This is a genomic window from Pseudoxanthomonas japonensis (assembly GCF_043632995.1).
GTDB classification, from domain to species: domain Bacteria; phylum Pseudomonadota; class Gammaproteobacteria; order Xanthomonadales; family Xanthomonadaceae; genus Pseudoxanthomonas_A; species Pseudoxanthomonas_A japonensis.
The window spans coordinates 27,612-54,048 of the sequence record NZ_CP171632.1; the positions used below are offsets into that span (position 1 = coordinate 27,612).

26 protein-coding genes are annotated in these 26,437 nt (G+C 67.6%); 11 read left to right on the forward strand and 15 right to left on the reverse strand.

The window, feature by feature from the left end:
• Positions 1–14: 14 nt before the first annotated feature.
• The gene (locus tag ACGHX3_RS00115) at positions 15–686 is read right to left on the reverse strand and encodes a DUF6946 family protein (protein ID WP_394695951.1); all 672 of its coding nucleotides are present in this window, start codon (positions 684–686) and stop codon (positions 15–17) included.
• A 56-nt stretch (positions 687–742) separates the two neighbouring features.
• On the reverse strand, positions 743–1,774 hold the full coding sequence (locus ACGHX3_RS00120) for a class 1 fructose-bisphosphatase (protein ID WP_162336145.1): 1,032 nt from the start codon (positions 1,772–1,774) through the stop codon (positions 743–745).
• A gap of 97 nt (positions 1,775–1,871) precedes the next feature.
• On the opposite strand from ACGHX3_RS00120, the gene ACGHX3_RS00125 reads away from it, so the two are divergent.
• Complete coding sequence (locus tag ACGHX3_RS00125; protein WP_394695952.1) at positions 1,872–3,107, forward strand: MgtC/SapB family protein; 1,236 nt, start codon at positions 1,872–1,874, stop codon at positions 3,105–3,107.
• 99 nt (positions 3,108–3,206) lie between these two features.
• Here the strand turns inward: ACGHX3_RS00125 and ACGHX3_RS00130 are convergent, their stop codons facing one another.
• From ACGHX3_RS00130 to phhA, 9 genes are all read right to left on the reverse strand, one after another.
• On the reverse strand, positions 3,207–3,836 hold the full coding sequence (locus tag ACGHX3_RS00130; RefSeq protein ID WP_162336143.1) for a response regulator transcription factor: 630 nt from the start codon (positions 3,834–3,836) through the stop codon (positions 3,207–3,209).
• Positions 3,833–4,942, reverse strand: a complete 1,110-nt coding sequence (locus ACGHX3_RS00135; RefSeq protein WP_394695953.1) for a sensor histidine kinase — start codon at positions 4,940–4,942, stop codon at positions 3,833–3,835. Before ACGHX3_RS00135 ends, ACGHX3_RS00130 begins: the two co-directional genes overlap by 4 nt.
• Before the next feature lie 81 nt (positions 4,943–5,023).
• Entirely contained in the window at positions 5,024–6,217 is a 1,194-nt protein-coding gene (gene prpF, locus ACGHX3_RS00140; protein WP_394695954.1) for a 2-methylaconitate cis-trans isomerase PrpF, read from the reverse strand.
• A 13-nt stretch (positions 6,218–6,230) separates the two neighbouring features.
• On the reverse strand, positions 6,231–6,701 hold the full coding sequence (locus tag ACGHX3_RS00145; protein ID WP_394695955.1) for an endonuclease domain-containing protein: 471 nt from the start codon (positions 6,699–6,701) through the stop codon (positions 6,231–6,233).
• Entirely contained in the window at positions 6,701–7,165 is a 465-nt protein-coding gene (locus ACGHX3_RS00150) for an SRPBCC family protein (protein WP_213602180.1), read from the reverse strand. The genes ACGHX3_RS00145 and ACGHX3_RS00150 overlap by 1 nt, the downstream gene beginning before the upstream one ends.
• A gap of 43 nt (positions 7,166–7,208) precedes the next feature.
• A complete protein-coding gene (gene acnD, locus ACGHX3_RS00155; RefSeq protein WP_394695956.1) occupies positions 7,209–9,824 on the reverse strand; it encodes a Fe/S-dependent 2-methylisocitrate dehydratase AcnD in 2,616 nt (871 codons plus the stop codon).
• A gap of 182 nt (positions 9,825–10,006) precedes the next feature.
• On the reverse strand, positions 10,007–11,593 hold the full coding sequence (locus ACGHX3_RS00160; protein ID WP_394695957.1) for a TIGR00341 family protein: 1,587 nt from the start codon (positions 11,591–11,593) through the stop codon (positions 10,007–10,009).
• Positions 11,594–11,674: 81 nt separating this feature from the next.
• Positions 11,675–12,127 (reverse strand): azurin, encoded by a 453-nt coding sequence (azu, locus tag ACGHX3_RS00165; protein WP_162336136.1) that lies wholly within the window; start codon positions 12,125–12,127, stop codon positions 11,675–11,677.
• A 155-nt stretch (positions 12,128–12,282) separates the two neighbouring features.
• A complete protein-coding gene (phhA, locus tag ACGHX3_RS00170; RefSeq protein ID WP_162336135.1) occupies positions 12,283–13,167 on the reverse strand; it encodes a phenylalanine 4-monooxygenase in 885 nt (294 codons plus the stop codon).
• Between the two features lie 128 nt (positions 13,168–13,295).
• Here phhA and ACGHX3_RS00175 point away from each other — a divergent pair, with 128 nt between their 5' ends.
• From ACGHX3_RS00175 to ACGHX3_RS00185, 3 genes are all read left to right on the forward strand, one after another.
• Positions 13,296–13,775, forward strand: a complete 480-nt coding sequence (locus ACGHX3_RS00175; RefSeq protein WP_162336134.1) for an Lrp/AsnC family transcriptional regulator — start codon at positions 13,296–13,298, stop codon at positions 13,773–13,775.
• A gap of 62 nt (positions 13,776–13,837) precedes the next feature.
• The gene (locus ACGHX3_RS00180) at positions 13,838–14,140 is read left to right on the forward strand and encodes a putative quinol monooxygenase (protein WP_394695958.1); all 303 of its coding nucleotides are present in this window, start codon (positions 13,838–13,840) and stop codon (positions 14,138–14,140) included.
• Between the two features lie 127 nt (positions 14,141–14,267).
• The gene (locus ACGHX3_RS00185) at positions 14,268–14,879 is read left to right on the forward strand and encodes an N-methyl-D-aspartate receptor NMDAR2C subunit (RefSeq protein WP_394695959.1); all 612 of its coding nucleotides are present in this window, start codon (positions 14,268–14,270) and stop codon (positions 14,877–14,879) included.
• Positions 14,880–14,954: 75 nt separating this feature from the next.
• On the opposite strand, the gene ACGHX3_RS00190 is transcribed toward ACGHX3_RS00185, so the two are convergent.
• Together ACGHX3_RS00190 and ACGHX3_RS00195 are read right to left on the reverse strand one after the other, a co-directional pair.
• Positions 14,955–15,989 (reverse strand): patatin-like phospholipase family protein, encoded by a 1,035-nt coding sequence (locus ACGHX3_RS00190; protein ID WP_162336131.1) that lies wholly within the window; start codon positions 15,987–15,989, stop codon positions 14,955–14,957.
• A gap of 71 nt (positions 15,990–16,060) precedes the next feature.
• Complete coding sequence (locus ACGHX3_RS00195; protein WP_162336130.1) at positions 16,061–17,017, reverse strand: AraC family transcriptional regulator; 957 nt, start codon at positions 17,015–17,017, stop codon at positions 16,061–16,063.
• A gap of 171 nt (positions 17,018–17,188) precedes the next feature.
• Here ACGHX3_RS00195 and ACGHX3_RS00200 point away from each other — a divergent pair, with 171 nt between their 5' ends.
• The 5 genes from ACGHX3_RS00200 to ACGHX3_RS00220 all read left to right on the forward strand — a co-directional run bounded on the left by ACGHX3_RS00200 (position 17,189) and on the right by ACGHX3_RS00220 (position 22,133).
• Positions 17,189–17,491, forward strand: a complete 303-nt coding sequence (locus ACGHX3_RS00200) for a hypothetical protein (protein WP_394695960.1) — start codon at positions 17,189–17,191, stop codon at positions 17,489–17,491.
• Positions 17,492–17,513: 22 nt separating this feature from the next.
• Positions 17,514–18,365 (forward strand): DUF692 domain-containing protein, encoded by an 852-nt coding sequence (locus ACGHX3_RS00205; protein ID WP_394695961.1) that lies wholly within the window; start codon positions 17,514–17,516, stop codon positions 18,363–18,365.
• Positions 18,362–19,132 carry a putative DNA-binding domain-containing protein gene (locus ACGHX3_RS00210; protein ID WP_394695962.1) on the forward strand — a complete coding sequence of 257 codons (771 nt, stop codon included), beginning with the start codon at positions 18,362–18,364 and terminating at the stop codon, positions 19,130–19,132. Before ACGHX3_RS00205 ends, ACGHX3_RS00210 begins: the two co-directional genes overlap by 4 nt.
• A 17-nt stretch (positions 19,133–19,149) precedes the next feature.
• A complete protein-coding gene (locus tag ACGHX3_RS00215) occupies positions 19,150–19,611 on the forward strand; it encodes a DoxX family protein (protein ID WP_394695963.1) in 462 nt (153 codons plus the stop codon).
• 215 nt (positions 19,612–19,826) lie between these two features.
• Positions 19,827–22,133, forward strand: a complete 2,307-nt coding sequence (locus ACGHX3_RS00220; protein WP_394695964.1) for a TonB-dependent receptor — start codon at positions 19,827–19,829, stop codon at positions 22,131–22,133.
• Positions 22,134–22,414: 281 nt separating this feature from the next.
• Here ACGHX3_RS00220 and ACGHX3_RS00225 read toward each other — a convergent pair whose 3' ends face one another.
• Positions 22,415–23,200, reverse strand: coding sequence for a rhomboid family intramembrane serine protease (locus tag ACGHX3_RS00225; protein WP_394695965.1), 786 nt, complete (start codon positions 23,198–23,200; stop codon positions 22,415–22,417).
• A 90-nt stretch (positions 23,201–23,290) separates the two neighbouring features.
• Entirely contained in the window at positions 23,291–24,250 is a 960-nt protein-coding gene (locus tag ACGHX3_RS00230) for a TerC family protein (RefSeq protein WP_162336122.1), read from the reverse strand.
• 243 nt (positions 24,251–24,493) lie between these two features.
• Between ACGHX3_RS00230 and ACGHX3_RS00235 the strand changes: the two genes are divergently transcribed.
• The gene (locus ACGHX3_RS00235; RefSeq protein ID WP_394695966.1) at positions 24,494–25,663 is read left to right on the forward strand and encodes a class I SAM-dependent rRNA methyltransferase; all 1,170 of its coding nucleotides are present in this window, start codon (positions 24,494–24,496) and stop codon (positions 25,661–25,663) included.
• 2 nt (positions 25,664–25,665) lie between these two features.
• Positions 25,666–26,334, forward strand: coding sequence for a DUF1080 domain-containing protein (locus ACGHX3_RS00240; protein ID WP_394695967.1), 669 nt, complete (start codon positions 25,666–25,668; stop codon positions 26,332–26,334).
• Positions 26,335–26,437 lie beyond the last annotated feature (103 nt).

Sequence of the window (26,437 nt, forward strand, 5' to 3'; positions counted from 1 at the left end):
TGTCGGCTGACAGGTTACTTGGTGAGGTAGTCGGAATTGCCAGAAACCCAAGCCAGATGAAGTTCGATGCCGGAGCGGTTACCGACAGAAACAATGCTGTTACTCGTGACGACACCGCCTCCCATGAGGCTGACAAATGCTGCGTAGTCCTGGAGCCACTCGTTTGATCGGCTGAATGAGTGGACGAGCATCAATGCGTGGGAAGCATTGAACCGCTGAGCTTCAATGATGGCGGACGCGGTCCGATGAAGAAGTTGGTAGCGGATGGTGTCAGGAGCAGCAGCAAGCCCTAGTAGCGAGAGTAGGAATGATAGTCGCGCGGTCTTTCCCGAACTGGGTTCGGTTTGCCATTCTTGGATGGTTGGCCCGAACGGCTCGGAAACCTTTCCTTCGACTGCAATGGAGACCAGCTGGCCCCGAGATTTGGCAAGCATCCAGATGTCATTCTGAGAAGGGCGTGAGCCGCCCGGCAACATCACCTGGTGTTCGGGAAATGCGAGCAGAAGCTCTGCTGCGGGAAAGCAGGAAGCAAGGACGGCAGTGACCTCTGCCGGAAATCCGTTGGCTTCTTGCCAGCAGTAAGCCAGCGTCCGGGCCGAGTAGCCCTGTCGCCAATGCTTGACCGGTTCAGCAAGGAATTGAGCCCATTGCTCAGCGTTTGAAGCTGGGACGTAGATCTTGCTCATGGCCCTACTCCACTCAAAGCACCAAGCCCATTCCTGCTGTCACTCTATCCTGCTCGCTATGCTGCCGCAGTGTCGTGCGCCAGGTGATAGCCGACCGCCGCTTCCACTTCCTGCTTCGAACCCAGGAACACCGGCACGCGCTGGTGCAGCTGGGTCGGGCGCAACGACAGGATGTCCTCACGACCGGTGCTGGCGGCGCCGCCGGCCTGTTCCACCAGCATGCCCATCGGGTTGGCTTCGTACATCAGGCGCAGCTTGCCGGCCTTGCCCGGATCCTTGCGGTCCCACGGGTAGATGAAGATGCCGCCGCGGGTCAGGATGCGGTGCACGTCGGCGACCATGCTGGCGATCCAGCGCATGTTGAAGTCCTTGCCGCGCGGGCCCTCCTTGCCGGCGAGCAGGTCGGTGACGTAGCCCTGCATCGGCGCTTCCCAGTGGCGCTGGTTCGACATGTTGATGGCGAACTCCTTCGTTTCCTCCGGAATGCGCATGTCGCGCTGGGTCAGCACGAAGGCGCCCTGTTCGCGGTCCAGCGTGAAGGCGTGGGTGCCGTTGCCGGTGGTCAGTACCAGCATCGTGCTGGGGCCGTAGATGCAGTAGCCGGCGGCGACCTGCTCGCGGCCCGGTTGCAGGAAGTGCTCGTCGCCCGGCGTCGTCACGCCGTCCGGGCAGCGCAGCACCGAGAAGATGGTGCCGACCGAGACGTTGACGTCGATGTTGGAGCTGCCATCCAGCGGATCGAACAGCAGCAGGAAGCCGCCGCGTGGGTAGGCGTCCGGGATCGGCTGGCTGTGGTCCATCTCCTCCGACGCGCAGGCGGCCAGATGGCCGCCCCAGGCATTGGCTTCCAGCAGGATGTCGTTGCTCAGCACGTCCAGCTTCTTCTGCGCCTCGCCCTGCACGTTGCCGGTGCCGGCGTCGCCCAACACGCCGCCCAGCGCGCCCTTGCTGACCGCGATGGAGATGCTGGTGCAGGCGCGGGCCACCACCGCGATCAGCTGGCGCAGGTCGGCGCTGATGCGGCCGGCGCGCTGTTCCTCGATCAGGTAGCGGCTCAGCGAGACGGCGGACGGAGCGGGAGCGGGCATGATGGGGTCCACGGCGAAGGTGGCGCGCATTGTCCGGGTTGACGAGACCAATGCAAGACCATTCGTTATGCTCGCGACCCTAACGAGGAAGGATGGGATGGACGGAGCGACCCCACAGACCTGGCTGGCCCTGTCTTCCGCCCTTGGGCTCGGCCTGCTGATCGGGCTGGTGCGCGAACGCAGCGGCGGCCGTGGGCACCGGATCGCCGGCCTGCGGACGCATGCGCTGGTGGCGTTGATGGCGGCGGTCGCGGCGATGCTGGGATCGGTCGTGGTGCTGGTCGGGCTGGGTGTGGTTGGCGTGCTGGCCGCCATGGCCTACCGGGCCACGCAGCAGGACGACCCGGGGCTGACCAGCGAAGTTACGCTGGTGCTGACCTTCCTGCTGGGCGCGCTGGCCCTGCGGTTTCCGGCACTGGCGACCGGGCTGGCGGTCGTGGTCGCCGTGCTGCTGTACGCCAAGCAGCCGCTGCACGAATTGACCCGCGAAACCTTCAGCGAGCGCGAGGTCTTCGACGGCCTGCTGCTGCTGGCCTCCGCGCTGGTGATCCTGCCGATCCTCCCCGACCGTCCCATCGGTCCGTTCGAGGCGATCAACCTGGCGACCATCTGGAAGCTGGTGGTGCTGGTGATGGCAGTCAGCGCGCTGGGCCACATTGTGCTGCGCGTGGTCGGCAACCGCTGGGGGCTGGCGGCGGCGGGCTTCTTCGCCGGCTACGTGTCGTCGACCGCGGCGACGATCGGCTTCGGCCAGCGGGCGAAGGAGACGCCGGCGCTGATGCGTTCGGCGGTCGCCGCAGCGCTGCTGTCCAACCTGGCGTCGCTGACGCTGTGCGTGCCGATCCTGTGGGCGGTGTCGCCGCCACTGGTGCGCGACCTGCTGCCGGAGCTGTGTGCCATCGGCGCCGTATTGCTGGCAGGTGGCCTGCTAGGCCTGCGCGCGGGTCGCGAGGAAACGGTGAAGCCGCCGACCTCGGAAAGCCGCATGTTCCGCTTCGGCCAGGCGCTGGGTTTCGCGCTGCTGGTCGCCGTGCTGACCTTCGTTGCGGCGGCGCTGGCCTCGTGGATCGGGCCGCGCGGCGCGATGGCGGCGGCGGCGATGTCGGCCCTGGCCGAACTGCACGCGGCGGTGGCCACGCTGGCCAACCAGTTCTCCCGTGGCGGGATGGAAGCGGCCGAGGCCCGCTGGTGGATGCTGGCCCTGCTCGCCGCCAGCCTGACGGCGAAGTCGGTGATCGCCTGGATCAGCGGGGGTGCGGCCTACGGCATGCGCGTGTCTGCCGGCCTGATGCTGGCGCTGGCGGCGGGCGCGGCAATGGTGTGGGTGTTCTGACCGAAAGGGTGGGTGTGGGAGCGACGTAAGTCGCGATGCTTTCTCCCTGACAGCCCATCGCGACTTACGTCGCTCCCACAACAGCAGGATTCGCAACCCTCAGATGATCCGCAACGTGATCGCCTTCAGCACGGCGCGGGTGCGGTCGCGGGTGCCGAGCTTGTCGAGGATGGTGGAGACGTAGTTCTTCACCGTGCCTTCGGCGAGGAACAGCGTACGTGCGATTTCCTTGTTCGAATAACCGCCTGCCAGCAGGCGCAGGATCGCGACCTCGCGTTCGCTGAAGGTGTCGGTGGGCGGGGCTTCGTCGCGGAAGCGGAAACGCGCGCGCACCGGATCCGTGCTGACCGGCTGCAGCAGCGTCTCGCCGCCGGCCACGCGCTGGATGGCGTCGTGCAGGTCTTCCGGCGCCGCATCCTTCAACAGGAAGCCCTGCGCGCCGGCATCGGTCGCGCGCAGCAGCAGGTCGCTGTCGTCGAACGTGGTGAGCAGCAGGAACGGCGTGCGGTCACCGCGCTCGCGCAGCTTGATCAGCGCGTCGATGCCATCCACGCCCGGCATGCGGATATCGCTTAACACCACGTCCACCGGTTGCGACTCCAGCTTGGCCAGCAGGTCGGCGCCGTCGTCGGCTTCGAATACCACCTCCACCTGCTGCGCCTTCAGCAGGGCGCGCAGCCCGGCGCGGACCAGGGCCTGGTCATCGGCCAGGGCGACACGCACGCTCATGCGGGGAGCCTCACGTCCAGACGCAGGCCACCACTCGCACTGGTGCCGAACTGCAGCTCGCCGCCCAGCGCCGCGACGCGTTCGCGGATGCCCGATACGCCGTTGCCTTCGCGCATGCAGCCTTTCAAGCGTCCATCGTCCTCGATATGCAGGTGCATGCCGGTTTCCTCATTCTCCAGTGACACGATCAGCGTCTCCGCACCGGCATGGCGTGCCGCGTTGGTCAGGCATTCCTGCACGATGCGCAGCAGCGATTCGGCCACCGCGGGATCGTCGACCTTCACGCCCTCCTCGATACGCAGCGCCAACGCGGGTCGTGGTAGCGGCGCGGCGAGGGCACGGATCGCGGTCTGCAGATCAAGTCCGCGCGAGTCGCGCATGGCCTGCACGACGCTGCGGATGTCGTCCAGCAGTTCGGTGGACAGCTGCTGGGCGATGCGGACCTCATCGCGCGCCGCGAGCGTCGGATCGCTGGCCAGCGCACGCAGGTTGAGCTTCATCGCGGTGAGCTTGTGGCCGGCGACGTCGTGCAGTTCGCGTGCCACCCGCAGGCGCTCGGCATCGCGCGCGCTGTCGGCCAGCAGGGCGCGCGTGGCCAGCAGGTCGGCGTTGACACGCGCCAGTGCATCACGGGAATCCTCGGCGCGGCGGGCGTAATGCACGCACAGCCCGGCCAGTGCCTGGAAGCCCATGTTGATGAGCGTCATCGTGAGGGGCGCGCCGAAGTCGTGACGGAGCATAAGCGCGTAAAACGCGGCATTGAGCAACAACGCCGACCCCACTACCCAGCGCGGGGACATCAGGTTGACCGCGCAGGCGACCCAGATGACCAGCAGCACCTGCGCAACGCCCAATCGCGGCGTAAGCGACGCCAACAGCAGCGCCAGGCCGGCCATCGCCGCCAGCGCGATCAGTTTGCGACGATGCCAGGCGGGTTCCGGCGTCAGCGCCAGCAGCAGGAATGCGACCGCGTAGGCGGCCAATGCGCCGGTGGCCGCCGGCAACACCTCCACTGGCAGGAAGCGCAGGCCCAGGGCGACGGCGGCGAGCGTGAACACGCCCGCCAGCGTCATGGGTTCGCGAAGTCGGGTCAGGGAAGTCCACATGCGTCCATGCTGTCGCGTGCGACGCGAGGAGGCAATGCTTTCGCCGAAAGTGGTGACTTCCGGCAGGTCAGCCTGCCGTCGTCAGAACGCGTCGCCCGGCACGCGCACCGCGCCTTCCATCAGCACGCGCGCGCTGCGGCTCATCACCGCCTTGGTCACCACCCACGTGCCATCCACCTGCTTCACGTCCGCACCGACGCGCAGCGTGCCGGACGGATGCCCGAACACCAGCACCTCGCGCGTGCCGCCACCGGCCGCCGCGTTCACCAGCGTGCCCGGCACTGCAGCGGCCGTGGCGATGGCGACCGACGCCGTGCCCATCATCGCGTGGTGCAGCTTGCCCATCGACATGGCGCGCGCCAGCAGGTCGATGTCGGAAGCGGCGACCGGCTTGCCGCTCGACGATACGTAGTCCTTCGGCGGTGCGACGAACGCCACCTTCGGCGTCAGCGGGCGCTTCGCAGCCGCCGCGACATCGGGGACCAGGCCCATGCGCACGGCGCCATGGGCACGGATGGCTTCCAGCTTCTCGAGCGCAACCTTGTCTTCGTTGATCGCGCCCTGCAGCTCGGTGCCGTCGTAGCCCAGCGCCGCCGCCTCCACAAACACCACCGGCACGCCGGCGTTGATCATCGTGGCCTTGAACACGCCGACGCCCGGCACGTCGAGGTCATCGACCAGTTGGCCGGTGGGGAACATCGCGCCCCCCCCGTCGCCATCGCCTTCGTCCGCCGGATCGATGAATTCGAGCTGCACTTCCGCGGCGGGGAACGTCACGCCGTCCAGTTCGAAGTCGCCGGTTTCCTGCACCTCGCCGTTGGTCACCTGCACATGGGCGACGATGGTCTTGTGGATGTTGGCCTGCCAGATGCGGACGGTGACCACGCCGTTCTCGGGAATGCGCGCCTTGTCGATGAAGCCGTTGGCGATGGCGAACGGACCGACCGCCGACGACAGGTTGCCGCAGTTGCCGCTCCAGTCGATGAAGGACTCGTTGATCGGCACCTGCCCGTACAGGTAGTCCACGTCATGCTCCGGCTGGGTGGCCGGCGCGATGATCACCACCTTGCTGGTGCTCGACGTCGCGCCACCCATGCCATCGGTGTGCTTGCCGTACGGATCGGGCGACCCGATCACGCGGCTCAGCAGCGCATCGCGCACGGGTCCCGGCGCCTGAGCACGCTCTGGAAGATCCTGCAGGCGGAAGAACACGCCTTTCGACGTGCCGCCGCGCATGTAGGTGGCGGGGATGCGGATCTGGGGGGCGTTTGACATGTCGAACTCTGTCTCAGTGGGGCTGTTCACCCCTCTCCCATTGCGGGAGAGGGGCCGGGGGAGAGGGCGCTCTTTCGCGCAGCGCCTTCCAAATGGATTCGAGCACGGCATCGGTGTGCAGGAGTATGTCGTCGTTCCAGAACCGGAGGACGCGAAACCCCTGTCGCATCAGCCAGGCATCGCGTGCGGCGTCATGCGGGGATTGAACGTGCTGCCCACCATCGGCCTCGACGACCACTCGCGCTCCGAAATGCACGAAATGTACGATGCAAGGACCGATCGGCTGCTGGCGGTGGAACTTCTGCCCATCGAGTCGATGCGCTCGCAGATGCTTCCAGAGCCGATGCTCGGCGTCCGTCATGTTGCGGCGAAGTTGCTTCGCGAACGTCCTTGATTCCACGGTGCCCCCTCTCCCCAACCCCTCTCCCGCGAGGGGAGAGGGGCTCGCAATGTCCGTATGCATGGAAAGGAGCATAGACGTCATCACGCGCCGTCGGGAATCTCGGGTTCGACCAGCTTCGCCAGAAGCTCCAGCGATTCCTGCCAGCCCTGGTAGCAGAAGTCGACCGGGATCGCGGCAGGAATGCCTTCCTGCACGACGTGGAGCTCGGTGCCGACGATGCTCTGCTTCAGCGTCACCGTGACCTGCATCTGGCCCGGCAGGCCGGGGTTGTCGAACTGGTCCGTGTAGCGCAGCCGTTCGTTCTCCACCAGCTCCACGTAGGTGCCGCCGAAGGAATGGCTGGAGCCGGTGCCGAAGTTGGTGAACGACATCGTGTAACCGCCGCCCACGCGCGCGTCCATCGAATGGACCTTGCCGGTGAACCCGTGCGGCGGCAGCCACTTCACCATCGCGTCCGGATCGAGGAAGGCGCGGTAGACGCGCGAGGGCGGCGCGCGCAGCACGCGGTGCAGGCGGACGGTACCGGGGGCGGTGTTGTCGGACATGATCGGACTCCTGTGGTTGGGGTGTACCGGTACGACGAACGGGTCAGGCCGCTTTCGACGCGTCGAGGAAATCCTGCGCGAACCGCTGCAGTACCCCGCCCGCGTCGTAGATCGACACTTCCTCGTCCGAGTCCAGACGGCAGACCACCGGTACCTGCACCGTCTCGCCGCTGGCGCGGTGGATCACCAGCGTCAATTCCGCACGCGGCCGACGCTCACCGACCACGTCGAACGTCTCGGTCCCGTCGATGCGGTAGGTCTTGCGCGTCTCGCCCGGCTTGAACTCCAGCGGCAGCACGCCCATGCCGATCAGGTTGGTGCGGTGGATGCGCTCGAAGCCTTCCGCCACGATCGCTTCCACGCCGGCCAGGCGCACGCCCTTCGCCGCCCAGTCGCGCGAACTGCCTTGGCCGTAGTCGGCACCGGCGATGATGACCAGCGGCTGCTTGCGGTCCATGTAGGTCTCGATGGCTTCCCACATGCGCACCACCAGCCCGTCCGGCTCGATGCGGGCCAGCGAACCCTTCTTCACTTCACCGTCGACGACCGCCATCTCGTTGAGCAACTGCGGGTTGGCGAACGTCGCGCGCTGCGCGGTCAGGTGGTCGCCGCGGTGCGTGGCGTAGGAATTGAAGTCTTCTTCCGGCAAACCCATTTTCGCCAGGTACTCGCCTGCCGCGCTCGAGGCGAGGATCGCGTTCGATGGCGACAGGTGGTCGGTGGTGATGTTGTCGCCGAGCACCGCCAGCGGACGCATGCCGCGCAGCGTGCGTTCGCCGGCCAGCGCGCCTTCCCAGTACGGCGGACGGCGGATGTAGGTGCTCTGCGGGCGCCACGCGTACAGCGGATCGACCTTGCCGCCATGCTCCACGCGCACGTTGAACATCGGGTTGTAGACGGAACGGTATTGCTCCGGTTTCACGCTGGCCTTGACGACCGCGTCGATCTCCTCGTCGCTCGGCCAGAGGTCCTTCAGCGTGATGGGGTTGCCGTCGGCGTCGATGCCCAGCGCGTCCTTCTCGATGTCGAAGCGCACCGTGCCGGCGATCGCATAGGCAATCACCAGCGGCGGCGAAGCGAGGAACGCCTGCTTCGCATACGGATGGATACGGCCGTCGAAGTTGCGGTTGCCCGACAGCACGGCGGTCGCATACAGGTCGCGGTCGATGATCTCCTGCTGGATCGCCGGATCCAGCGCGCCGCTCATGCCGTTGCAGGTGGTGCAGGCGAAGGCGACGATGCCGAAGCCAAGTTTCTCCAGGTCGGGCAGCAGGCCGGATTCCTCCAGGTACAGCTGCACGGCCTTGGAGCCGGGCGCCAGCGACGACTTCACCCACGGCTTGCGCACCAGGCCCTTCGCATTGGCGTTGCGCGCCAGCAGCGCGGCGGCGATGACGTTGTGCGGATTGCTGGTGTTGGTGCACGACGTGATGGCGGCGATGATCACCGCGCCGTCCGGCATCAGGCCCTGCGCTTCTTCCGCCCTGCCCGCCTGCAACTTGCCTTCATCGGCGATGCCGCGCTCGGCCAGCGCGCTGGTCGGCAGACGCTTGTGCGGATTGGACGGACCGGCCATGTTGCGCACGACGGTGGACAGGTCGAAGTGCAGGGTGCGTTCGTACTGCGCGCTCGCCAGGTCGTCGGCCCACAGGCCGGCGGTCTTCGCATAGGTTTCGACCAGCGCGACCTGTTCGTCGCTGCGGCCGGTCAGGCGCAGGTAGTCCAGCGTGTTGTCGTCGATGAAGAACATCGCCGCGGTCGCGCCGTACTCGGGTGCCATGTTGGAGATCGTCGCGCGGTCGCCGATGGTCAACGCCGCTGCGCCTTCGCCACGGAACTCGAGGTAGGCGCCGACCACCTTTTCCTTGCGCAGGAATTCGGTCAGCGCCAGCACCACGTCGGTCGCGGTGATGCCGGGCTGCGGCTTGCCGCCGAGCTCCACGCCGACGATGTCCGGCGTGCGCATCCACGAGGCGCGGCCGAGCATGACGTTCTCCGCCTCCAGGCCACCCACGCCGACGGCGATGACGCCCAGCGCGTCCACATGCGGCGTGTGGCTGTCGGTGCCGACGCAGGTGTCGGGGAACGCGACGCCATCCTGCACGTAGATCACCGGCGACATCTTCTCCAGGTTGATCTGGTGCATGATCCCGTTACCCGGCGGGATGACGTCGACGTTCTTGAACGCCAGCTTGGTCCAGTCGATGAAATGGAAGCGGTCCTCGTTGCGGCGGTCCTCGATGGCGCGGTTCTTCGCGAACGCATCCGGGTCGTAGCCGCCGCATTCCACCGCCAGCGAGTGGTCGACGATCAGCTGCACCGGCACCACCGGGTTCACCTGCGCCGGGTCGCCGCCCTGGTCCGCGATGGCATCGCGCAGGCCGGCCAGGTCGACCAGCGCGGTCTGGCCGAGGATGTCGTGGCAGACCACGCGCGCCGGGAACCAGGGGAAATCCAGATCGCGACGACGCTCCACCAGTTGCCGCAGGTAATCATCGCGGCGCGCGGGATCGGCGCGGCGGACGATGTTCTCGGCGTGGACGCGTGCGGTGTACGACAGCGACGCCCAGGCGCCCGGCTGCAGGGCGTCGACCGCGGCGCGCGCGTCGTAGTAGTCGAGCTTCGTGCCCGGGAGCGAGGTGCGGTAGTCGGTATTCATGGCGTGCCGTCAGCGGTGAACAGGTCGCGCGGCTCGATGCGCGCTATGACGGCCATTATGCGCGCCGCATCGCCGCAAACCCTCCCGCGTGCCGGACATCGCCGCGTATTTTCCCGACCGGTTGACGGTCTTCGTCAACATGCGCGCCCTGCCATGATGCACATGGCGCGCAAGAGGCGCGGCTACGGCGACTCGAGCCGGATGCGTGCTTCGCGCAGCACCGTCACGCCCTCGGCGACGGCGGCGCCTCGTGCATCGGCGCCGGGTACCGCCCGCGCCGTGGCTTCGCGTATCCCCTGTCTGTCGAGCGCGGCGGCGACGCTTTCGGCGCGCGCGAGCGCAAGCGCTGCATCGTTGCCGGCGTATCCGTCGACGGATACCCGGTTCACGCCCCAGCGCCGCAATGCCCACGCGACCGCATCCACCTGTGCGGTACCCGCCGCATCCAGCGCCGACTGGTCGTCGCCGAAGGCCACCGGCGGCAGTGCCTGCAGTGCCGGCACCACCTGCACCTGCAGGGCGCCGGCGTCGTCGGTCGCCAGCGCCTGTTCCAGGCGGCGAGCCTCGACGATATCGAGTCCTGCCGTCCCGTTGAGCTGCCAGCGCGCCCGTTGCCCGCCTTCCAGAATCTCGAGTTGCCCGAAATGCGCCAGTACGCGCTGATGCATGGCTTCGCTTGCTCGCGTGCCGGCACTGCGCTGGGCCGCATCGCGCTCGGCCACGCTCTGCAGGCGCATCACGCTTTCGCGGAGCTGGGCGAGCGATGCCTGCTCGTTCGCCAGCGCCGTCTCGTCCGCGGTCAGCAGTTCGCGCAGGGACACCTCGACCGGCTTGGCGAGTACGGATTCGAGCTTGCGCTCGAGTTGCCGGTCCAGCTGCGGCAGGTGCTGCGGCAGGAGCATCACCGCGTCGACGCGGAGCACGTCATCGTTGCGTTCCACGCGCAACGTGGTGAGCTGTCCGCCGTGGTCGCGGGCGGCTTCGTCCATGGCGTTGCGGATGGTTCGGTCGGCGACGCCGCGCGCCGCGATGTCGCGCAGGGCCAGTCCCAGCGGGATCGACAGCAGCAGGAACGTTCCCACGATCATGGTGGCCTGCCATGCGGTCTGCTTGGGCGAATCGGCCCCACCGAAGTTGTACCAGCGCGCCATGATGGTGACCGACAGCGCGATCGCCAGCAGGTTGGTCATGAACAGGAACAGGGCGCCGCCGGCGATGCTGGCGTTGAGGGTGGCGATGCCGAAACCCACCACGGCCAGCGGCGGCATCAGCGCCGTCGCGATGGCGACGCCGACGATGGTTTCGCCCTTGCGGGTGATGGTGGCGTAGGCGCCGGCCAGTCCGGAAAACACTGCGACGAGCAGGTCGAACAGGGTCGGCTCGGTGCGCGCCAGGATTTCCGGCGTCGCTTCCTGCAGCGGGGAGACCAGCACGATCGCGGTCGCCGTGGTCAGGGCAACCGCGGTTCCCACCGCCAGCGTCTTCAGCGACTCGCGCAGGCTGCGGAAATCGAACGTGGCCAGCGACATGCCCAGTTCGACGATGGGTCCCATCAACGGGGAAATCAGCATCGCGCCGATGATGACGGCCACCGAGTTCTGCAGCAGGCCCAGCGTGGCGATGCCACAGGCCATCACCGTCATGAACGCATAGCGCGGGCCGAGTTGCCCGGCGTCGTCCACATGCCGCAGTACGGCGACCCGGTCGACCTGCAGGTTTTCGCGTCGCCACTGGCGCAGCCATCGCCACAGTGCTTCGGCAGAGGCCATCACGAGAGCTCCGTCACAGAATCGGCGCGCATCATACCAACGGCGGCCCGCCAGGAGAGTCCCGCGAGCAAGGCTCTCGGCTCACTCGAAGACGAGGCGCCCTTTCATCATGTTCCAGTGGCCGGGGAACGAGCAGAAGAAGGTGTAGTCGCCGTCCTTACGCAGGCGCGATGTCGGGAACACCACCTCGGTCGCCTGTCCGCCGCCGATCACCGGCGTATGCGCGATCACCCGTGCGTCGTTGCGCGGTACGTAGGCATCGGCCAGCGTCATGCGCCCGCCGGCCAGACCGACCTCGCGGTGGTGACGCGTTTCCGTCAGCACCCAGTTGTGCCCCATCGCCTGCGCCGGCATGCGGCCGACATGCTTCAGCACCACCCGCAGCTGCGCGCAGTCGGCGGGCACGCGGATGGTCTTCAGGTTGAAGGTCATCATGTCCGTCGCCTCGATCGACACCGCGCAGTTGCGGGCGAAGGCCGGAGAGGAGAGCAGCGGGAGTGCCAGCAGGGCGAGCAGCGACAGCAGTCTGGGCATCGGAGCATGCGCGATGAAGGGAACGCGGATTGTAGAGCCGAGCTTGCTCGGCTGCTCTCCGGGCGACCGCCATGATCGTGGATACCGAAAGGCGTCGAACAGGCGCCATTTCACGATCCAAGGCAGCGGAGCAAGCTCCGCTCTACGGTTGCTCGTCAGACGTCGCCGCCCTCGGCCCAGCCTTCGCCGGTGCCGCGGGTGTAGACCTCGTCGCCATCGCGCACATCGCCGGCGGGGATCGCGCCCTGCTTTTCCAGCCGCGCATAGATCGGCGTGAAGTCCGGCGCGGTCGCGTTCATCAGCTGCTCGAAGCTGTCGATGACGAAATAGGTCTTCTGGAACGTGTCGATGCGGTAGCGCGTGCGCATGATCCGCTCCAGGTCGAAGCCGATGCGGTTGGGCGCGTCCGATTCCAGCGAGTACAGCGACTCGCCCTTCGACGACACAATGCCGGCGCCGTAGATGCGCAGGCCGTCGGGCGTGTCGATCAGGCCGAACTCCACCGTGTACCAGTACAGGCGGGTCAGGTGCTGCAGCGCGTCGGTGCCGATGCCGTGCGCCTTCACGCCGCCCTTGCCGTACGCCTCCATGTAGTCGGCGAACACGGGGTTCATCAGCAGCGGCACGTGGCCGAACAGGTCGTGGAACAGGTCGGGTTCGGCGATGTAGTCGATCTGGTCCGGGCGGCGGATCCACCAGGTCACCGGGAAGCGGCGATTGGCCAGATGGTCGAAGAACTCCAGCTCCGGCAGCAGGCCTTCCACGCCGACCAGCGTCCAGCCGGTGGTCGCGCGCAGCACCTCGTTGAGCTCGTCGAAGCGGGGAATGCGGTCCGGACTCATGCCCATGGCGTCCTGCGCTTGCAGGAACTCGTCGCAGGCGCGGCCGACCAGCAGGGCGCGCTGGCGCTCGTACAGCGTGCCCCAGGTGGCGTGGTCGTCGGCCGGGTAGTCGGCGGGCTGGTCCACCAGGGCGGTCGTATAGACCGGCACGTAGCCCTTGTCGGTCTGCTGGTGCTCGACGCGGCGCGGCTCGTTCATGGTGTTTCCCGGACGGACTGGTGAAGGAACGATGCTAGCCGCAGACCCGCGCAACAGGCTTGCAAAATTGCGCCTGTGCCGACCGATGGCGCAATGATCGTGCATGAACAGGCTATCCTGTGCACCGAATGACCGGATCGCCCGCCCTCGACCGCACCGACCTGCGCCTGCTGGCCCTGCTGCAGCGCGACGGCCGTGCCACCAACGCCGACATCGCCGCCCAGGTGAACCTGTCGCCCTCGGCCTGCCTGCGCCGCATCCAGCGGCTGGAGGCGACCGGGGTGATTGCCGGCTACGCGGCCCGCGTCGACCCCAAGGCGATCGGTATGGGCCTGCAGGCCTTCGTCCGCGTGCAGCTGGAAAAGCACGACCCGGCCAGCGTCCAGCTGTTCGGTGATGGCGTGCGCGCCTGGGACGAAGTGGTGGCCTGCTACGCGTTGACCGGCGACATGGACTACCTGCTGCACGTGGTCGTGCAGGATCTCGAGCACTTCTCGCGCTTCCTGCTCGACAACCTGCTCAACGCCAGCGGCGTGGCCGACGTGAACTCCAGCTTCGTGCTGCGTGCGGTGAAGACCGATGCGGGCCTGCCATTGCCGAAGGCCTGACGGGGACATCGCCTGTCCGCGTCGCGTGCTACAACGCGCTCGCCCCTTTCGGAGTAACTGCCATGTACGGACTGATCGGCAAGATGCGCGCCACGCCGGGTCAGCGCGACGCGCTGCTCGCGATCCTGCTGGAAGGCACGGACGCCATGCCGGGTTGCCTGAGCTATGTCATCGCGCAGGATCCGGCCGACGCCGATGCGATCTGGATCACCGAAGTCTGGACCGACACCGCCAGCCACAAGGCCTCGCTCTCGCTGCCGGCCGTGCAGCAGGCGATCGCCAGGGCGCGCCCGCTGATCGCCGGCTTCGACAGCCATGTCGAGACGGTGCCGGTGGGCGGGCATGGGTTGCCGTCCAGGCGGTGATCGCACAGGGTATTGATGTGGGAGCGACGCAAGTCGCGATGGAAGCACCGCGGTGGTTCATCGCGACTTGCGTCGCTCCCACACCCGAGTCTCCCGCGCTGGCACCTCTTTGGTCCTAGACTGCGCCATGGATCTTTTCACCACCTCCTGGCAACGCGCCTGGACCGGCATCGGCGCGGCGGGCGAGGGCGGTGCGCTGTTCGCACAGTTGAAGGCGGCCTACGCCGAACCGCAGCGCCACTATCACACGCTGCAGCACCTCGACGAATGCCTCGCAGCCTTTGATGAAGCGCAGGCGTTGTCCGAACATCCACACGCCGTCGAGATGGCGCTGTGGTTCCACGACGCCATCTACGACGTCAAGGGCCATGACAACGAACAGCGCAGCGCGGACTGGGCGCGCGATGCGCTGCATCTAGCCGGTGTCCCGCGTGGATCCGCGCAGCACGTGCATGATCTGGTGATGGCGACACGCCACACGGCAGTGCCGCAGGGCAGGGATGCGCAGTTGCTGGTCGACATCGATCTGTCGATCCTCGGGGCGGAGCGCACGCGCTTCGACGAGTACGAACAGCAGATCCGTCGTGAATACGGCTACGTGCCAGGGTTCCTGTTCCGTCGTAAACGGAAGGAGATCCTGCTCGGCTTCATGGATCGTCCGGCGATCTACAGCACGCCGCATTTCCACGCCGCGCTGGAGGCGAGGGCGCGGGATAACCTGCGGCGGGTGACGGAGTAGACCCGGGCTTGCCCGGCGCCGCACGGCATTCGTTGCACGGGCATTGAGGCGAAAGACAGCGGAGCAAGCTCCGCTCTACGGCTTCACCGGCTGGCCGCTGGCATCGCACTTGACGTCGCGGCCGAACAGCTTGCCCAGCCGCGAGGGTTCTTCCAGGCAGCGCGGGTCGGGCTTCGGCGGCGCGTGCTTGGCCGCGTGCGCGGCGGTACGCGTGCGCTGCAGCTCGGCGAGCTTGGCCTTGATCTGCGGCATCGCCGCCAGCGCGGCGCGTTCGCCTTCGAGGATGGCGTTGTTCTTCTGCTCGAAATCGGCCGGGCCGATGTCGTTGACCTTCGGGCGGATGACGATGTCGGCGCGCGCCAGCTCCTGTTCGCCCAGGCGCTGGCCCATGATGCCGATGGACTGGTTGACGATGCCCAGCATGCTGCCGGGCTTGGTGCCGGGCGCCTTGGTGGAGATGTCCACCGCGATGACGAAGTCCGCGCCCAGCTGGCGTGCCGCGTCCACCGGAACCGGACTGACCACGCCGCCGTCCACGTAGCTGGCCTTGCCGATCACCACCGGTTCGAACACGCCGGGGATGCTGCTGGACGCGCGCACGGCCTGGCCGGTGTTGCCGCGCACGAACACCGTGCGCTCGCCGTTCTCCAGCTGCGTGGACACGGCGGCGAACGGCTTCTTCAACTGCTGGATGGTGCGCTTGCCGACCAGGTCGTTGACGTAGTCCTGCAGCTTCTGGCCCTGCACCAGGCCGCCGGAAAACAGGCGCACGTCGCGGATGCTGGCTTCATCCAGCGAGAACGCCTGCTTCTGCATCTGGAACGGATCCATGCCACTGGCGTACAGCGCGCCGACCACGCTGCCGGCGCTGGTGCCGGAGACCACCACCGGCTCGATACCGTTGGCTTCCAGCATCTTGATCACGCCGATGTGCGCGAAGCCTTTCGCCGCGCCGCCGCCGAGCGCGATGCCGACCTTGAGCTTTGGCGCCGGCGGCACGGTGGCGACCGGCACCGGCGGAGGCGTCGGCTTGACGTTGTCGCTGCCGCAGGCGGCGAGCAGCAGCGGACCGAGCAGCAGGGCAGGGAGCAGGCGAAGGGCAGGGCGCATGGGCAGGAGGCTGGGGAACCGGCGCGCAGGATAGCGCCCCTTGCCGCAACCCCGGCCAACGCGGGGCGCCGCTACGACGTACCGCCCGGCCGGCGGCGGGCGCTGCCGGGGCCCACCCCTTCGACGCGCTTGAAGAAGCGGCGGAATGCCGCCTCGCTGCTGTAGCCCAGCATGTCGGCGATGGCCGCCACGGAAAAGCGCCGGTTCTTGAGCAGCCGCCTGGCCTCGGTCGCGCGCCAGTGCGCCAGGTACTGGATCGGCGGCGTGCCGACGGTCGTGGTGAAGAGTTCGGCGAACGCGGTACGGGACATGCCGGCCTCCTGCGCCATCGACTGGATGGTCCAGTCCTGGCCGGGGCGCGCGTGGATGGCGGACAGCGCGCGCGACAGGCGCACATCGGTCAGCGCGGCCAGCAGGCCGCGTGGCTGTTCCGCCTGGCGCACGTACTCGCAGACCGCCATCGTGAACAGCGAGTCCGCCAGCTTGTTCTGCACCAGCTGGCGGCCCCAGCGGCGTTCGCGGCTGGTGTCGGCCAGCATCTGGGCCAGCTGGCGGAAGCCGGCGCTGCTGTCCTGCGCGCGGACCACGAACCAGCGGGGCAGCGCGGCGAAGATCGGGTTGTGCGAGCCGGTGATGAACTCCAGTTCGCCGCACAGCATGCTGGTGTCGCCCGCATCGGGTGCGTCGGGCAGGTGCGGGTCCGGCGACGACGACAGGATGTGGCGTATGCCCGCCGGGAACACGATCAGGTCGCCGCGTTCCAGCAGCACCGGCGTCTCCAGCGCCTCCCCGCTGATCCAGCAACATCCCTGCGTGACCAGATGGAACTGGCCGTGGTGCGTGGCCGGTTCGCTGTCGTACCAGGTGCCGCAGTAACGCACGTCGGCCGTGATCTCCACCCGCATGCGGTAGGCGCCCAGCACGGTTTCCAGCACGGCATCGCGGTCATCGTCCTCGATCAGGGCGAGCGCGGAGAGTGGAGGCGTTTCCATGCCGGCATCGTAGGCCACGCCCACCGCGCGGGCCATGACCGCGCGTCCGGCGGTTCATGCGCGCACGTCCGGACTGCGGGGCGACCGGACGATGGGACATATCGCGGGAACGCGCGGGAATGGTCGCGCTTCAGGGATACGGCTGGAATGGCAGGGCGTTCCGCGATCGCCGCCGGGACGTCCTTCCCAACCCAACGAGGATTTCCCATGAACACCCAGAAGCTCTCCGGCCTTTCCATTGCGGTCGCGGCCGCCGCCCTGTTCCTTGGCGCACCGATGGCGCAGGCCGCCGAAAGCGGTTCCGCCAAGGTCGGCCATTGCGTCGGCACCAACGCCTGCAAGGGCCAGGGCGCCTGCAAGAGCGCGTCGAATGCGTGCAAGGGCCAGAACGTGTGCAAGGGCCATGGCTTCACCGAGTCCACCGCCGATGCCTGCAAGACCGCCGGTGGCAAGTTCGAGGCGCCCAAGCCGCCGAAAAAGGCTGCCGAGCCGAAGAAGGCCAACAGCTGACCGTCGCCACGGATACGCCGTCATGACCACCGCCCTGCACGGCTTCGGCCTGGGCCTGCGCCCGCAGCACTACGACGCGCTGCTGGCCGGCGAGGCCCGCGTGGACTGGCTGGAGATCCTCAGCGAGAACTACCTGGTCGAAGGTGGCCGGCCGCTGTGGATGCTCGACCGGATGGCCGAGCGCTGGCCGGTGGCCCTGCACGGGGTGTCGCTCAACATCGGTGGCAGCGATCCGCTGGACCGCGACTACCTGCGCGCGCTGGGCGGGCTGGCCCGGCGCGTGCGGCCGCGGATCGTGTCCGACCACCTGTGCTGGACGCGCCATGCCGGCGTCCAGTTCCACGACCTGCTCCCGCTCCCGCAGAACGAGGACACGGTGCGCCACGTCGCCCGGCGCGTGCGCCAGGTGCAGGACGCGCTGGGCCTGCCGCTGGTGCTGGAGAACGTGTCCAGCTACCTGCGCTTCGCCGACGACACGCTGGACGAGGCGCAGTTCCTGTCCGCCATCGCCACCGAAAGCGGTTGCGGGCTGCTGCTCGACATCAACAACGTCTTCGTAAACGCCCACAACCATGGCTTCGATGCGGTCGCATTCCTGGATCGCCTGCCACGCGGCGCGGTACGGCAGATCCATCTCGCCGGGCACAGCGAGGATGCGCGGGGCAGCGGCCTGCTGATCGACACGCACGACGCACCGGTGCCGGACGGCGTGTGGTCGCTGTATGCCGAGGCGGTGCGGCGGTTCGGCGAGGTGCCGGCGATGATCGAGCGCGACGACCACATTCCCCCGTTGGCCGATCTGCTGGCGGAACTGGACATCGCCCGCCGGCTCGCGACCGAGACACTGGCGGTCCCGATGGAGCGCGCGGCATGACGGCCACGATGCCGCTCGCGGGCACCCAGCGTGCGTTCGCGGCCTGGCTGCTGCATCGCCATGCCGGTACCGCGCCCGACATCGTCGCCACGGGCGACGACGAGCGCGCGATACGCCTGGACCTCTACGCCGACGGTTACCGGTGGCGTCTGGTGGACGTTCTGCGCCACGACTACCCCGTCCTGCGCGCGTCGCTGGGGCAGGACCGCTTCGATGCCCTGGCGGAGGCGTATCTGCACGCGCATCCCTCGCGGCATCCGTCCGTGCGGCACGTCGGCACCGGCTTCGCGCGCTGGCTGGCGACCCGCACGCCGGAAGCCCCCGCGCTGGCCGACCTGGCGCGGCTGGAATGGGCGCAGGGGGAGGTGTTCGACGCCGCCGAGGCGGACACCGCCGACATCGGCGCGATGGCCACGCTGCCCGCCGATGCCTGGCCGGCGTTGCGTTTTTCCCTGCATCCGGCCGTGCGACGCGTGCACCTGCGCAGCAATGCGGCCGCGCTGCTGGCGGCACATGCCGGTGGGGCCGTGCTGCCCGCGTTGCGTCGCCAGCCCCTCGCGACCTGGCTGTTGTGGCGGCACGCCTTCGACGTGCATTGGCGCCGCCTGGCGCGCGACGAAGCCACGGCGCTGGCCGCCGTCGCCCGTGGCGTGCCCTTCGCCGACTGGTGCACGCGCCTGCCGGGCCCGACGCCCGCGCTGCGTGCGGCCGGGCTGCTCAAGCGGTGGCTGACCGACGGCCTGCTGACAGGCCTGCGGATCCCCTGACCCTCTGGAGACTTTCCATGCAAACGACCCCCCTTTACGCCCGCATGCTGACGTTCCTCGATGACCACGCGTGGATCGGCCCGCTGCTGCTCAGGCTGGTGTTCGGCTACTTCTGGCTGGAAACAGGCTGGGCCAAGCTGCACAACCTGGCGTTCTTCACCGAGCGCTTCATCGAATGGGGCATCCCCTGGCCGGCCCTCAGTGCCGCAGTGTGCGCAGGCACCGAATTCATCGGAGGTGTGCTGATGATGCTGGGCCTGGCGACCCGCCTGACCATGCTGCCGATGATCTTCAACATGCTGGTGGCGCTGGCGGTGGTCGTCCTGCCGGGCGTATCCACGCTGGACGAGTTCGTCGAGCTGGACGAAGTGTTGTACGTGGCGGTGTTCGTGTGGCTGCTGGTGGCCGGACCGGGCCGGGCCAGCCTGGACCACCTGATCGCACGCCGGGTGAAGGCGGGGACGCCTGCCCTGGCCTAGTGGTCCCGCCCGGCAACGTGCAGCCGGGGCGCCGGTGCGCGACGGCGACCGCGGGCCGGCGGCGGCCATGCCAAGGCCTGCCGCAGGTCGGGAAGCCTCCATAGGGTGGTAGAAGCGGGACTTCCGGCCATTGCCGCGCTTGTTGCTGTAATGCAACATTCGCGTGCTAGCGCCGCCAGGCGCCCCGAACCCCACCCACTCGGAAAGCCACCACCATGTCCCCAGTCTGCCCGGCCGCCGTCCGGCCGCATCGCCTCGCCTTTGCCATCGCCGCCCTGCTGCCGTTCGGTACGGCGTTCGCCCAGGAAACGCCAGCGTCCACCGAGCCCGCCGCGCAGAGCGCGACCACGCTCGACGCCATCGAAGTGACCGCGCAGCGCAAGGTCGAGAACATCCAGGACGTGCCGGTCTCCATCAGCACCGTCAACGCCGAGCAGCTTGGCGTGCTGGCTTCCGGCGGCACCGACCTCCGCTTCCTGTCGGGTCGCGTGCCCAGCCTCAACATCGAGTCCTCGTTCGGCCGTGCATTCCCGCGCTTCTACATCCGCGGCTACGGCAACACCGACTTCCGCCTCAACACGTCGCAACCGGTCTCGCTGGTATACGACGACGTGGTGCAGGAAAACCCGATCCTGAAGGGCTTCCCCCTGTTCGACCTCGATCAGGTGGAAGTGCTGCGTGGCCCGCAGGGCTCGCTGTTCGGCCGCAATAGCCCCGCCGGCGTGGTGAAGTTCGCCTCGGTCCGGCCGTCGCAGGAGACCAGCGGCTACGGCAAGGTCGGCTACGGCACCGACGACATGTGGAACCTCGAAGGCGCCATCGGTGGCGCGTTGAGCCCGAACTGGTCGGCACGCGCGTCGGTGCTGTTCCAGCGCCGCGACGATTCGGTGAAGAACACCTACCCGGGTCCAAGCGACGGCTACGAGGGCTACGACGAATCCGCCGGCCGCGTGCAGTTCCTGTACGAGGGCGAAGGCTTCGAAGCGCTGCTCAATGCGCACGCGCGCAAGCTCAACGGCACCGCACGCCTGTTCCGCGCCAACATCATCCAGCCGGGCACCAACAACCTGGTGCCGGGCTTCGACCGTGACGAGGTGACCCAGGATGGCCTGAACTATTCCGAGCTGGAATCGCAGGGCGCCAGCGCGCGCCTGAGCTGGGATCTCGGCGAATACAAGCTGTACTCGATCACCGGCTACGAAAGCGTCGAGACCATGAACCGCGGCGACATCGATGGCGGCTTCGGCGCACCGTATGCGCCGGGTGGCCAATACGGGCCGGGCTTCATTCCGTTCTCGTCGGAAACCGCCGACGGCATTCCCAAGCATGCGCAGTGGACGCAGGAATTCCGCATCGAATCGGCCTACGCCGGTCCGTGGAACTGGCAGGCGGGCCTGTTCTACTTCGACGAAGACTATCGCGTCGAAAGCTTCAGCTACGACTCCATCTTCAGCAACGGTGCGCAGAGCGGCTACCAGCGTATCCGGCAGACCAACGATTCCTGGGCTGCGTTCGGCGCCGCCACCTGGCAGGCGACCGACAAGCTCGAACTGCGTGGTGGTTTGCGCTACACCGTGGACAAGAAGGAACTGGGCGTCGAGGCCTACAACGGCACCAAGGGCGACCTGGCCGGCCTGCTGGCCGCGCAGCAGGCGGCATTCGCGGCCGGCGATGCCGCCGATCCGTTCCTGACCGCCTCGCCGGAAGACAAGAAGCTGAGCTGGGACCTGTCCGCGGTCTACAAGCTCAACGACGACACCAACCTGTTCGCGCGCGTGGCCACCGGCTACCGCGGCAGCAGCATCCAGTCCGCCGGCGACTTCAACGACAAGACCGTGGCCGGGCCGGAGACGTCCACTGCGTTCGAAGCCGGCATCAAGACCGACTTCTGGGACAAGCGCGCACGCCTGAGCGCCAACGTCTTCTACTACGAAGTGAAGGACCAGCAGCTGACCGCGGTCGGCGGCGCAAACAACTCCAACATCCTGCTCAATGCGGAGAAGAGCACCGGCCAGGGCTTCGAGCTGGACTTCCAGGCGTACGTGCTGGACAACCTGCTACTGACGCTGGGCAGCAGCTACAACGACACGGAGATCAAGGACCGCGATCTGGCGGTGTCGGTGTGCGCGCAGTGCACCGTGACCGATCCGCTGGATGCAAGCGGCAAGGCGCTGATCAACGGCAACCGCCTGCCGCAGGCCCCGGAATGGGTGCACAACCTGACGGCGCGCTACAGCATCGGACTGGGCGAAGGCAGCGAGCTGTACGTCTACACCGACTGGGCCTATCGCAGTGAAGTGAACTTCTTCCTCTACGAGTCGCGGGAGTTCACCGGCAAGTCGTCGCTGGAAGGCGGCCTGCGCGTCGGTTACGGCTGGGACTACGGCAACTACGAAGTCGCGCTGTATGGCCGCAACATCACCGACCAGACCCGCATCGTCGGCGGCATCGATTTCAACAACCTGACCGGCTTCCTCAACGAGCCGCGCACGGTGGGCGTGGAGTTCAGCGCGAAGTTCTGATCCGCACGGATGCGTGATCGACACGGGCGCCCCAGGGCGCCCGTGTTGTTTGTAGCGCGCGCTGCGCGCACGATTCGTGGCGTTGTCCGAGATCATGAGGTCGTGTACACAGCGCACGCTACATGCAGGAAGCGTATCTCGTGGGAGCGACGTCAGTCGCGAAAGGGGGCCGCACCGCCCTCTGGAAGAAGGAAAGGCAGACCACCCGAGTCTGCCTTTTTCCTTTCCACCATCGAGGACTTGCCCTGCGATCGCGACTCACGTCGCTCCCACCAGACCCATCACGATGTCGGGGGCTCGCGAGGAGGGAAACGCAGCACCACGCCGCGCTGTTCTTCTTCCGGATGCTCCGGGCGCACCCACAGCAACGGCACTTCGCGCGGGGCGGGCAGTTCGAACTCGTCGTCGCCACGCGCGGCGGCTTCCTCTTCCTCGATCTCCCAGCTGTACTTCTTGCGTGGCAGTTCGGGATCGAGGCGACGGAACAGGAAGGCGGCGATCAATCCCGCGACCGCGCCACCCAGGTGCGCCTGCCACGACACGCCGGCTTCGCGCGGCAGGATGGTCAGCACCATGCCGCCGTAGAACAGGAACGCGATCATGCCGGCCGCGATCGCCGCACGGTCGCGACGCAGCAGGCCCAGCATGAAGATCATGAACATCAGGCCGTGGGTCAGTCCGCTGGCACCGAGCGTGTGCGTGCCGGGATCGGCCAGCAGCCAGGGGCCGAGTCCGGAGCCCAGCCACACCAGCGGAATCGCCCACAACGTCGCGCGCGGGTAAACCGCGCCGGCCAAGGTGCCGAGGATCAGCAGCGCCGACGCATTCGCGGCGATGTGCTCCAGCGAACCGTGCAGCAGCGGTGCGGTCAGAATGCCGACCAGGCCTTCGGCCGACAGCGGCGAGATGGTGAAGGCGCGCACGTCGAAGCTGTTCTGCGCCGAATACACGATCGCGAGCAACAACACGAACGCCAGGCTCAGGTTGAGCGCGCGCAGGAGGCGCTTGCGGTCGTAGCGCTGCTGGGATTCCGGGTCGAACGCCGGATCGTCGGGATGCAGGTCCATGGTCCAGTTCTGGCGGCGCGCCCGGTGATTGCAAGGCCGGGCTCCGATGGACAGACCATCCCGCGGGCGGGATGGTCTGCCGTTGCCACGTCAGGCCGCCGGTTCGGTCTTCTGCGGCCGCGCCAGGCTCAGCGCCACCGTCACCGCCAAGATCGCCGCCACCGTGCCCAGCGCCCACGGCACCGGAATCTTGTACACGTCGATCAGCAGCATCTTGATGCCGATGAAGCCCAGCACCACCGCCAGGCCGTACGGCAGCAGGTGGAAGCGGTCGGCCATGCCGGCCAGCAGGAAGAACATCGCGCGCAGGCCCAGCACCGCGAACACGTTCGAGGTCAGCACGATGAACGGGTCCGAGGTGATCGCGAAGATCGCCGGGATGCTGTCCACCGCGAAGATCACGTCGGTCACGCCGATCAGCACCAGCACCACGAACAGCGGGGTGAACCAGCGCGTACCGTTCTCGCGGACGCTCAGCTTGTCGCCGCGATAGCCATCGGTGAGCTTCAGGTGCCCGCGCATCCAGCGCAGCGCCGGATTCTTTTCCAGATCCGGCTCCTTGCCGGCGGCGAACCACATCTTGATGCCGGTCAGCAGCAGGAACGCGCCGAAGAGATAGAGCAGCCAGTGGAAGTGCTGCAGCAGCGCCGCGCCGGCGAAGATCAGGATGCTGCGCAGGACGATCGCACCCAGGATGCCGATGACCAGCACGCGCTGGCGCTGTTCCTCCGGCACGGCGAAGTAGGTCATCACCATCAGGAACACGAAGATGTTGTCGACCGCCAGCGCCTTCTCGACCAGATAGCCGGTCAGGAACTCCAGGCCCACGCGGTTGGCCTCGACCAGGCCGGCCGTCTCGTTGACGTACCACCACAGCGCGCCGTTGAAGACCATGGCCAGGGCCACCCAGCCCAGGCTCCACCACGCCGCTTCCTTGAACGTGACCTTGTGCGGCCCGCCGTGGCGCATCAGCACCAGGTCGACCAGCAGCGCGATCACCACCAGGCCGCCGAAGCCGGCCCACAACCAGGGGTTGCCAATCGTTTCCATCGAGATTCCCGAAAAAAGTGGAGGACGGCCGCGGGCGCGGACATCTCGGAACCGGGAAACGGGGATCCGGGGTATGCCTTCGCCATCGCGGCGAAGGTCTCGCTCACAGCCCGGTGGGCTGCCGTGGGACCGGAGCATTGCTGCTCGAAATGACGGCCGGCACGTTTGGGAGCTACTCCCCTTCTGCGGCGAATTGTCCGGACGGTGGCCGGCCGGGTCAACCGGGCGGGTAAAATGTCGTTCATGAATACGCCCAACCCGACCGTACGCCTGAAGAACGCCTGGCGTTCCAGCCACCCGTGGATCTTCCAGAAGCTGGTCGAGAAGCCGGCCGCCAAGCCCAAGCCCGGCACCGTCGTCGAGGTGGTCGGCGTGGACGGCGAGTGGATCGGCCGCGGCTTCTACAACGGCCATTCGCGCATCGCCGTGCGCATCCTGGAGACGCACCCCGACATCCCGGTGGATGCCGGTTGGTTCTCGCGCAAGATCGCGGCGGCCGTCTCGCTGCGCCGCGACGTGCTGAAGCTGGACGCCACCACCGACGCCTGGCGCGTGGTGCATGCCGAAGGCGATGGCCTGTCAGGCCTGGTCGTGGACCGCTACGGCGACCTGATCGTGGTCGAGTTCTTCGCCGCCGGCATGTTCCGCCACCGCGAATGGATCTACGAGGCGCTGCGCGAGCAGTTCCCCGGCTGCCGCTTCCACAGCTTCGCCGACGAGCACGTGCAGAAGCAGGAGAGCTTCGAGTTCCACGGCAACACAACGACCGAAGCCGCCGTCATCACCGAATACGGCGTGAAGTTCCGCGCCGACCCTGCAGGCGCGCACAAGACCGGCTTCTTCGCCGACCAGCGCGAGAACCGCGAGTGGCTGAGCCGCCAGGTCGAAGGCAAGAGCGTGCTCGACCTGTGTTGCAACACCGGCGGCTTCGCCGTGTACGCCGCGGCGCGCGGCGCGTCCGAGGTGATTGGCGTCGACATCGACCAGGACGTGATCCAGATCGCCAAGGGCAACGCCAAACTCAACAACGCGCGGCCGAAGTTCGTCCAGGCCGACATCTTCCCCTACCTGCGCGACGCGGCGAACCGCGGCGAGCAGTACGACGTGGTGATCCTCGACCCCGCCAAGATGACGCGCGACCGCGAGCAGGTGATCGCCGCGCTGAAGAAGTACCTCGACATGAACAAGCTGGCGCTGGGCGTGGTGAAGCCCGGTGGCCTGTTCGCCACGTTCTCGTGCACGGGCCTGGTCAGCGAGGAGCAGTTCCTCGACATGCTGCGCCGTGCGGCCTATTTCTCCGGCCGCACCATCCAGATCCTGAAGGTCGCCGGCGCCGGCCCCGACCATCCGTTCATGGCGCACGTGCAGGAATCGCGCTACCTGAAGGCGGTGTTCTGCCGCGTGGTGGACTGAGCATGCGCGGCCTGCGGATCGTGCCGATCCTGCTGGCCGCACTCGTCGCCGGCTGCGCGACCACGCCGGCATCGCCCTGGCAATCGCTCGTCGATGCATCGCGCTGGCGCAGTGTCGGCGGCGCCACGCTGGATCCGCGCTGGCAGGTCCGCGGCGGCGAACTCGTGCTGACCGAAGCCGGTGGCGGCGACATCCTCAGCGTCGGTACGTATGGCGATTTCGAGCTGGAACTGGAGTGGCGCTTGCCGCCCGGCGGCAACAGCGGGCTGTTCTACCGCGCCGTCGATGCATCGCCCGTCTGGGCGCGCGCCGTGGAGTACCAGTTGCTCGACGACCGTGAGGCGGAAGACCGCATCGTGCCCAGCCATCGCGCCGGCGCGGTGTACGACCTGGTCGTGCCCGCGCGCGACGTGCTGCGCCCCGTCGACCAGTACAACCATGCGCGCATCATCGCCTGCGGTCCGCGCGTGGAGCACTGGCTCAACGGCGTGCGCGTGGTGGCCTACGACGTGGACAGCGCCGACTGGCAGCGCCGCGTAGCGTCCAGCAAGTTCGCCGGACAGGCGGAGTTCGCGAAGGCGCGCCGCGGCCATCTCGCGCTGCAGGACCACGGCAATGCGGTGCACATCCGGGGCATGCGTATCCGCGCGCTGGGACCGGATTGCCCTTAGGGTCCGCTGTGGGAGCGACGTAAGTCGCGATGGCAGATCGCTGCACAGGCTCATCGCGACTTACGTCGCTCCCACAGCACATGGGTCGCCAATAAAAAAGGCG

What these genes read in the sequence shown, in the direction of transcription:
- ACGHX3_RS00115 (WP_394695951.1), bottom strand. Translation starts at nt 686, where the DNA reads ATGAGCAAGATCTACGTCCCAGCTTCAAACGCTGAGCAATGGGCTCAA.
- ACGHX3_RS00120 (WP_162336145.1), bottom strand. Translation starts at nt 1,774, where the DNA reads ATGCCCGCTCCCGCTCCGTCCGCCGTCTCGCTGAGCCGCTACCTGATC.
- ACGHX3_RS00125 (WP_394695952.1), top strand. Translation starts at nt 1,872, where the DNA reads ATGGACGGAGCGACCCCACAGACCTGGCTGGCCCTGTCTTCCGCCCTT.
- ACGHX3_RS00130 (WP_162336143.1), bottom strand. Translation starts at nt 3,836, where the DNA reads ATGAGCGTGCGTGTCGCCCTGGCCGATGACCAGGCCCTGGTCCGCGCC.
- ACGHX3_RS00135 (WP_394695953.1), bottom strand. Translation starts at nt 4,942, where the DNA reads ATGTGGACTTCCCTGACCCGACTTCGCGAACCCATGACGCTGGCGGGC.
- prpF (WP_394695954.1), bottom strand. Translation starts at nt 6,217, where the DNA reads ATGTCAAACGCCCCCCAGATCCGCATCCCCGCCACCTACATGCGCGGC.
- ACGHX3_RS00145 (WP_394695955.1), bottom strand. Translation starts at nt 6,701, where the DNA reads ATGACGTCTATGCTCCTTTCCATGCATACGGACATTGCGAGCCCCTCT.
- ACGHX3_RS00150 (WP_213602180.1), bottom strand. Translation starts at nt 7,165, where the DNA reads ATGTCCGACAACACCGCCCCCGGTACCGTCCGCCTGCACCGCGTGCTG.
- acnD (WP_394695956.1), bottom strand. Translation starts at nt 9,824, where the DNA reads ATGAATACCGACTACCGCACCTCGCTCCCGGGCACGAAGCTCGACTAC.
- ACGHX3_RS00160 (WP_394695957.1), bottom strand. Translation starts at nt 11,593, where the DNA reads ATGGCCTCTGCCGAAGCACTGTGGCGATGGCTGCGCCAGTGGCGACGC.
- azu (WP_162336136.1), bottom strand. Translation starts at nt 12,127, where the DNA reads ATGCCCAGACTGCTGTCGCTGCTCGCCCTGCTGGCACTCCCGCTGCTC.
- phhA (WP_162336135.1), bottom strand. Translation starts at nt 13,167, where the DNA reads ATGAACGAGCCGCGCCGCGTCGAGCACCAGCAGACCGACAAGGGCTAC.
- ACGHX3_RS00175 (WP_162336134.1), top strand. Translation starts at nt 13,296, where the DNA reads ATGACCGGATCGCCCGCCCTCGACCGCACCGACCTGCGCCTGCTGGCC.
- ACGHX3_RS00180 (WP_394695958.1), top strand. Translation starts at nt 13,838, where the DNA reads ATGTACGGACTGATCGGCAAGATGCGCGCCACGCCGGGTCAGCGCGAC.
- ACGHX3_RS00185 (WP_394695959.1), top strand. Translation starts at nt 14,268, where the DNA reads ATGGATCTTTTCACCACCTCCTGGCAACGCGCCTGGACCGGCATCGGC.
- ACGHX3_RS00190 (WP_162336131.1), bottom strand. Translation starts at nt 15,989, where the DNA reads ATGCGCCCTGCCCTTCGCCTGCTCCCTGCCCTGCTGCTCGGTCCGCTG.
- ACGHX3_RS00195 (WP_162336130.1), bottom strand. Translation starts at nt 17,017, where the DNA reads ATGGCCCGCGCGGTGGGCGTGGCCTACGATGCCGGCATGGAAACGCCT.
- ACGHX3_RS00200 (WP_394695960.1), top strand. Translation starts at nt 17,189, where the DNA reads ATGAACACCCAGAAGCTCTCCGGCCTTTCCATTGCGGTCGCGGCCGCC.
- ACGHX3_RS00205 (WP_394695961.1), top strand. Translation starts at nt 17,514, where the DNA reads ATGACCACCGCCCTGCACGGCTTCGGCCTGGGCCTGCGCCCGCAGCAC.
- ACGHX3_RS00210 (WP_394695962.1), top strand. Translation starts at nt 18,362, where the DNA reads ATGACGGCCACGATGCCGCTCGCGGGCACCCAGCGTGCGTTCGCGGCC.
- ACGHX3_RS00215 (WP_394695963.1), top strand. Translation starts at nt 19,150, where the DNA reads ATGCAAACGACCCCCCTTTACGCCCGCATGCTGACGTTCCTCGATGAC.
- ACGHX3_RS00220 (WP_394695964.1), top strand. Translation starts at nt 19,827, where the DNA reads ATGTCCCCAGTCTGCCCGGCCGCCGTCCGGCCGCATCGCCTCGCCTTT.
- ACGHX3_RS00225 (WP_394695965.1), bottom strand. Translation starts at nt 23,200, where the DNA reads ATGGACCTGCATCCCGACGATCCGGCGTTCGACCCGGAATCCCAGCAG.
- ACGHX3_RS00230 (WP_162336122.1), bottom strand. Translation starts at nt 24,250, where the DNA reads ATGGAAACGATTGGCAACCCCTGGTTGTGGGCCGGCTTCGGCGGCCTG.
- ACGHX3_RS00235 (WP_394695966.1), top strand. Translation starts at nt 24,494, where the DNA reads ATGAATACGCCCAACCCGACCGTACGCCTGAAGAACGCCTGGCGTTCC.
- ACGHX3_RS00240 (WP_394695967.1), top strand. Translation starts at nt 25,666, where the DNA reads ATGCGCGGCCTGCGGATCGTGCCGATCCTGCTGGCCGCACTCGTCGCC.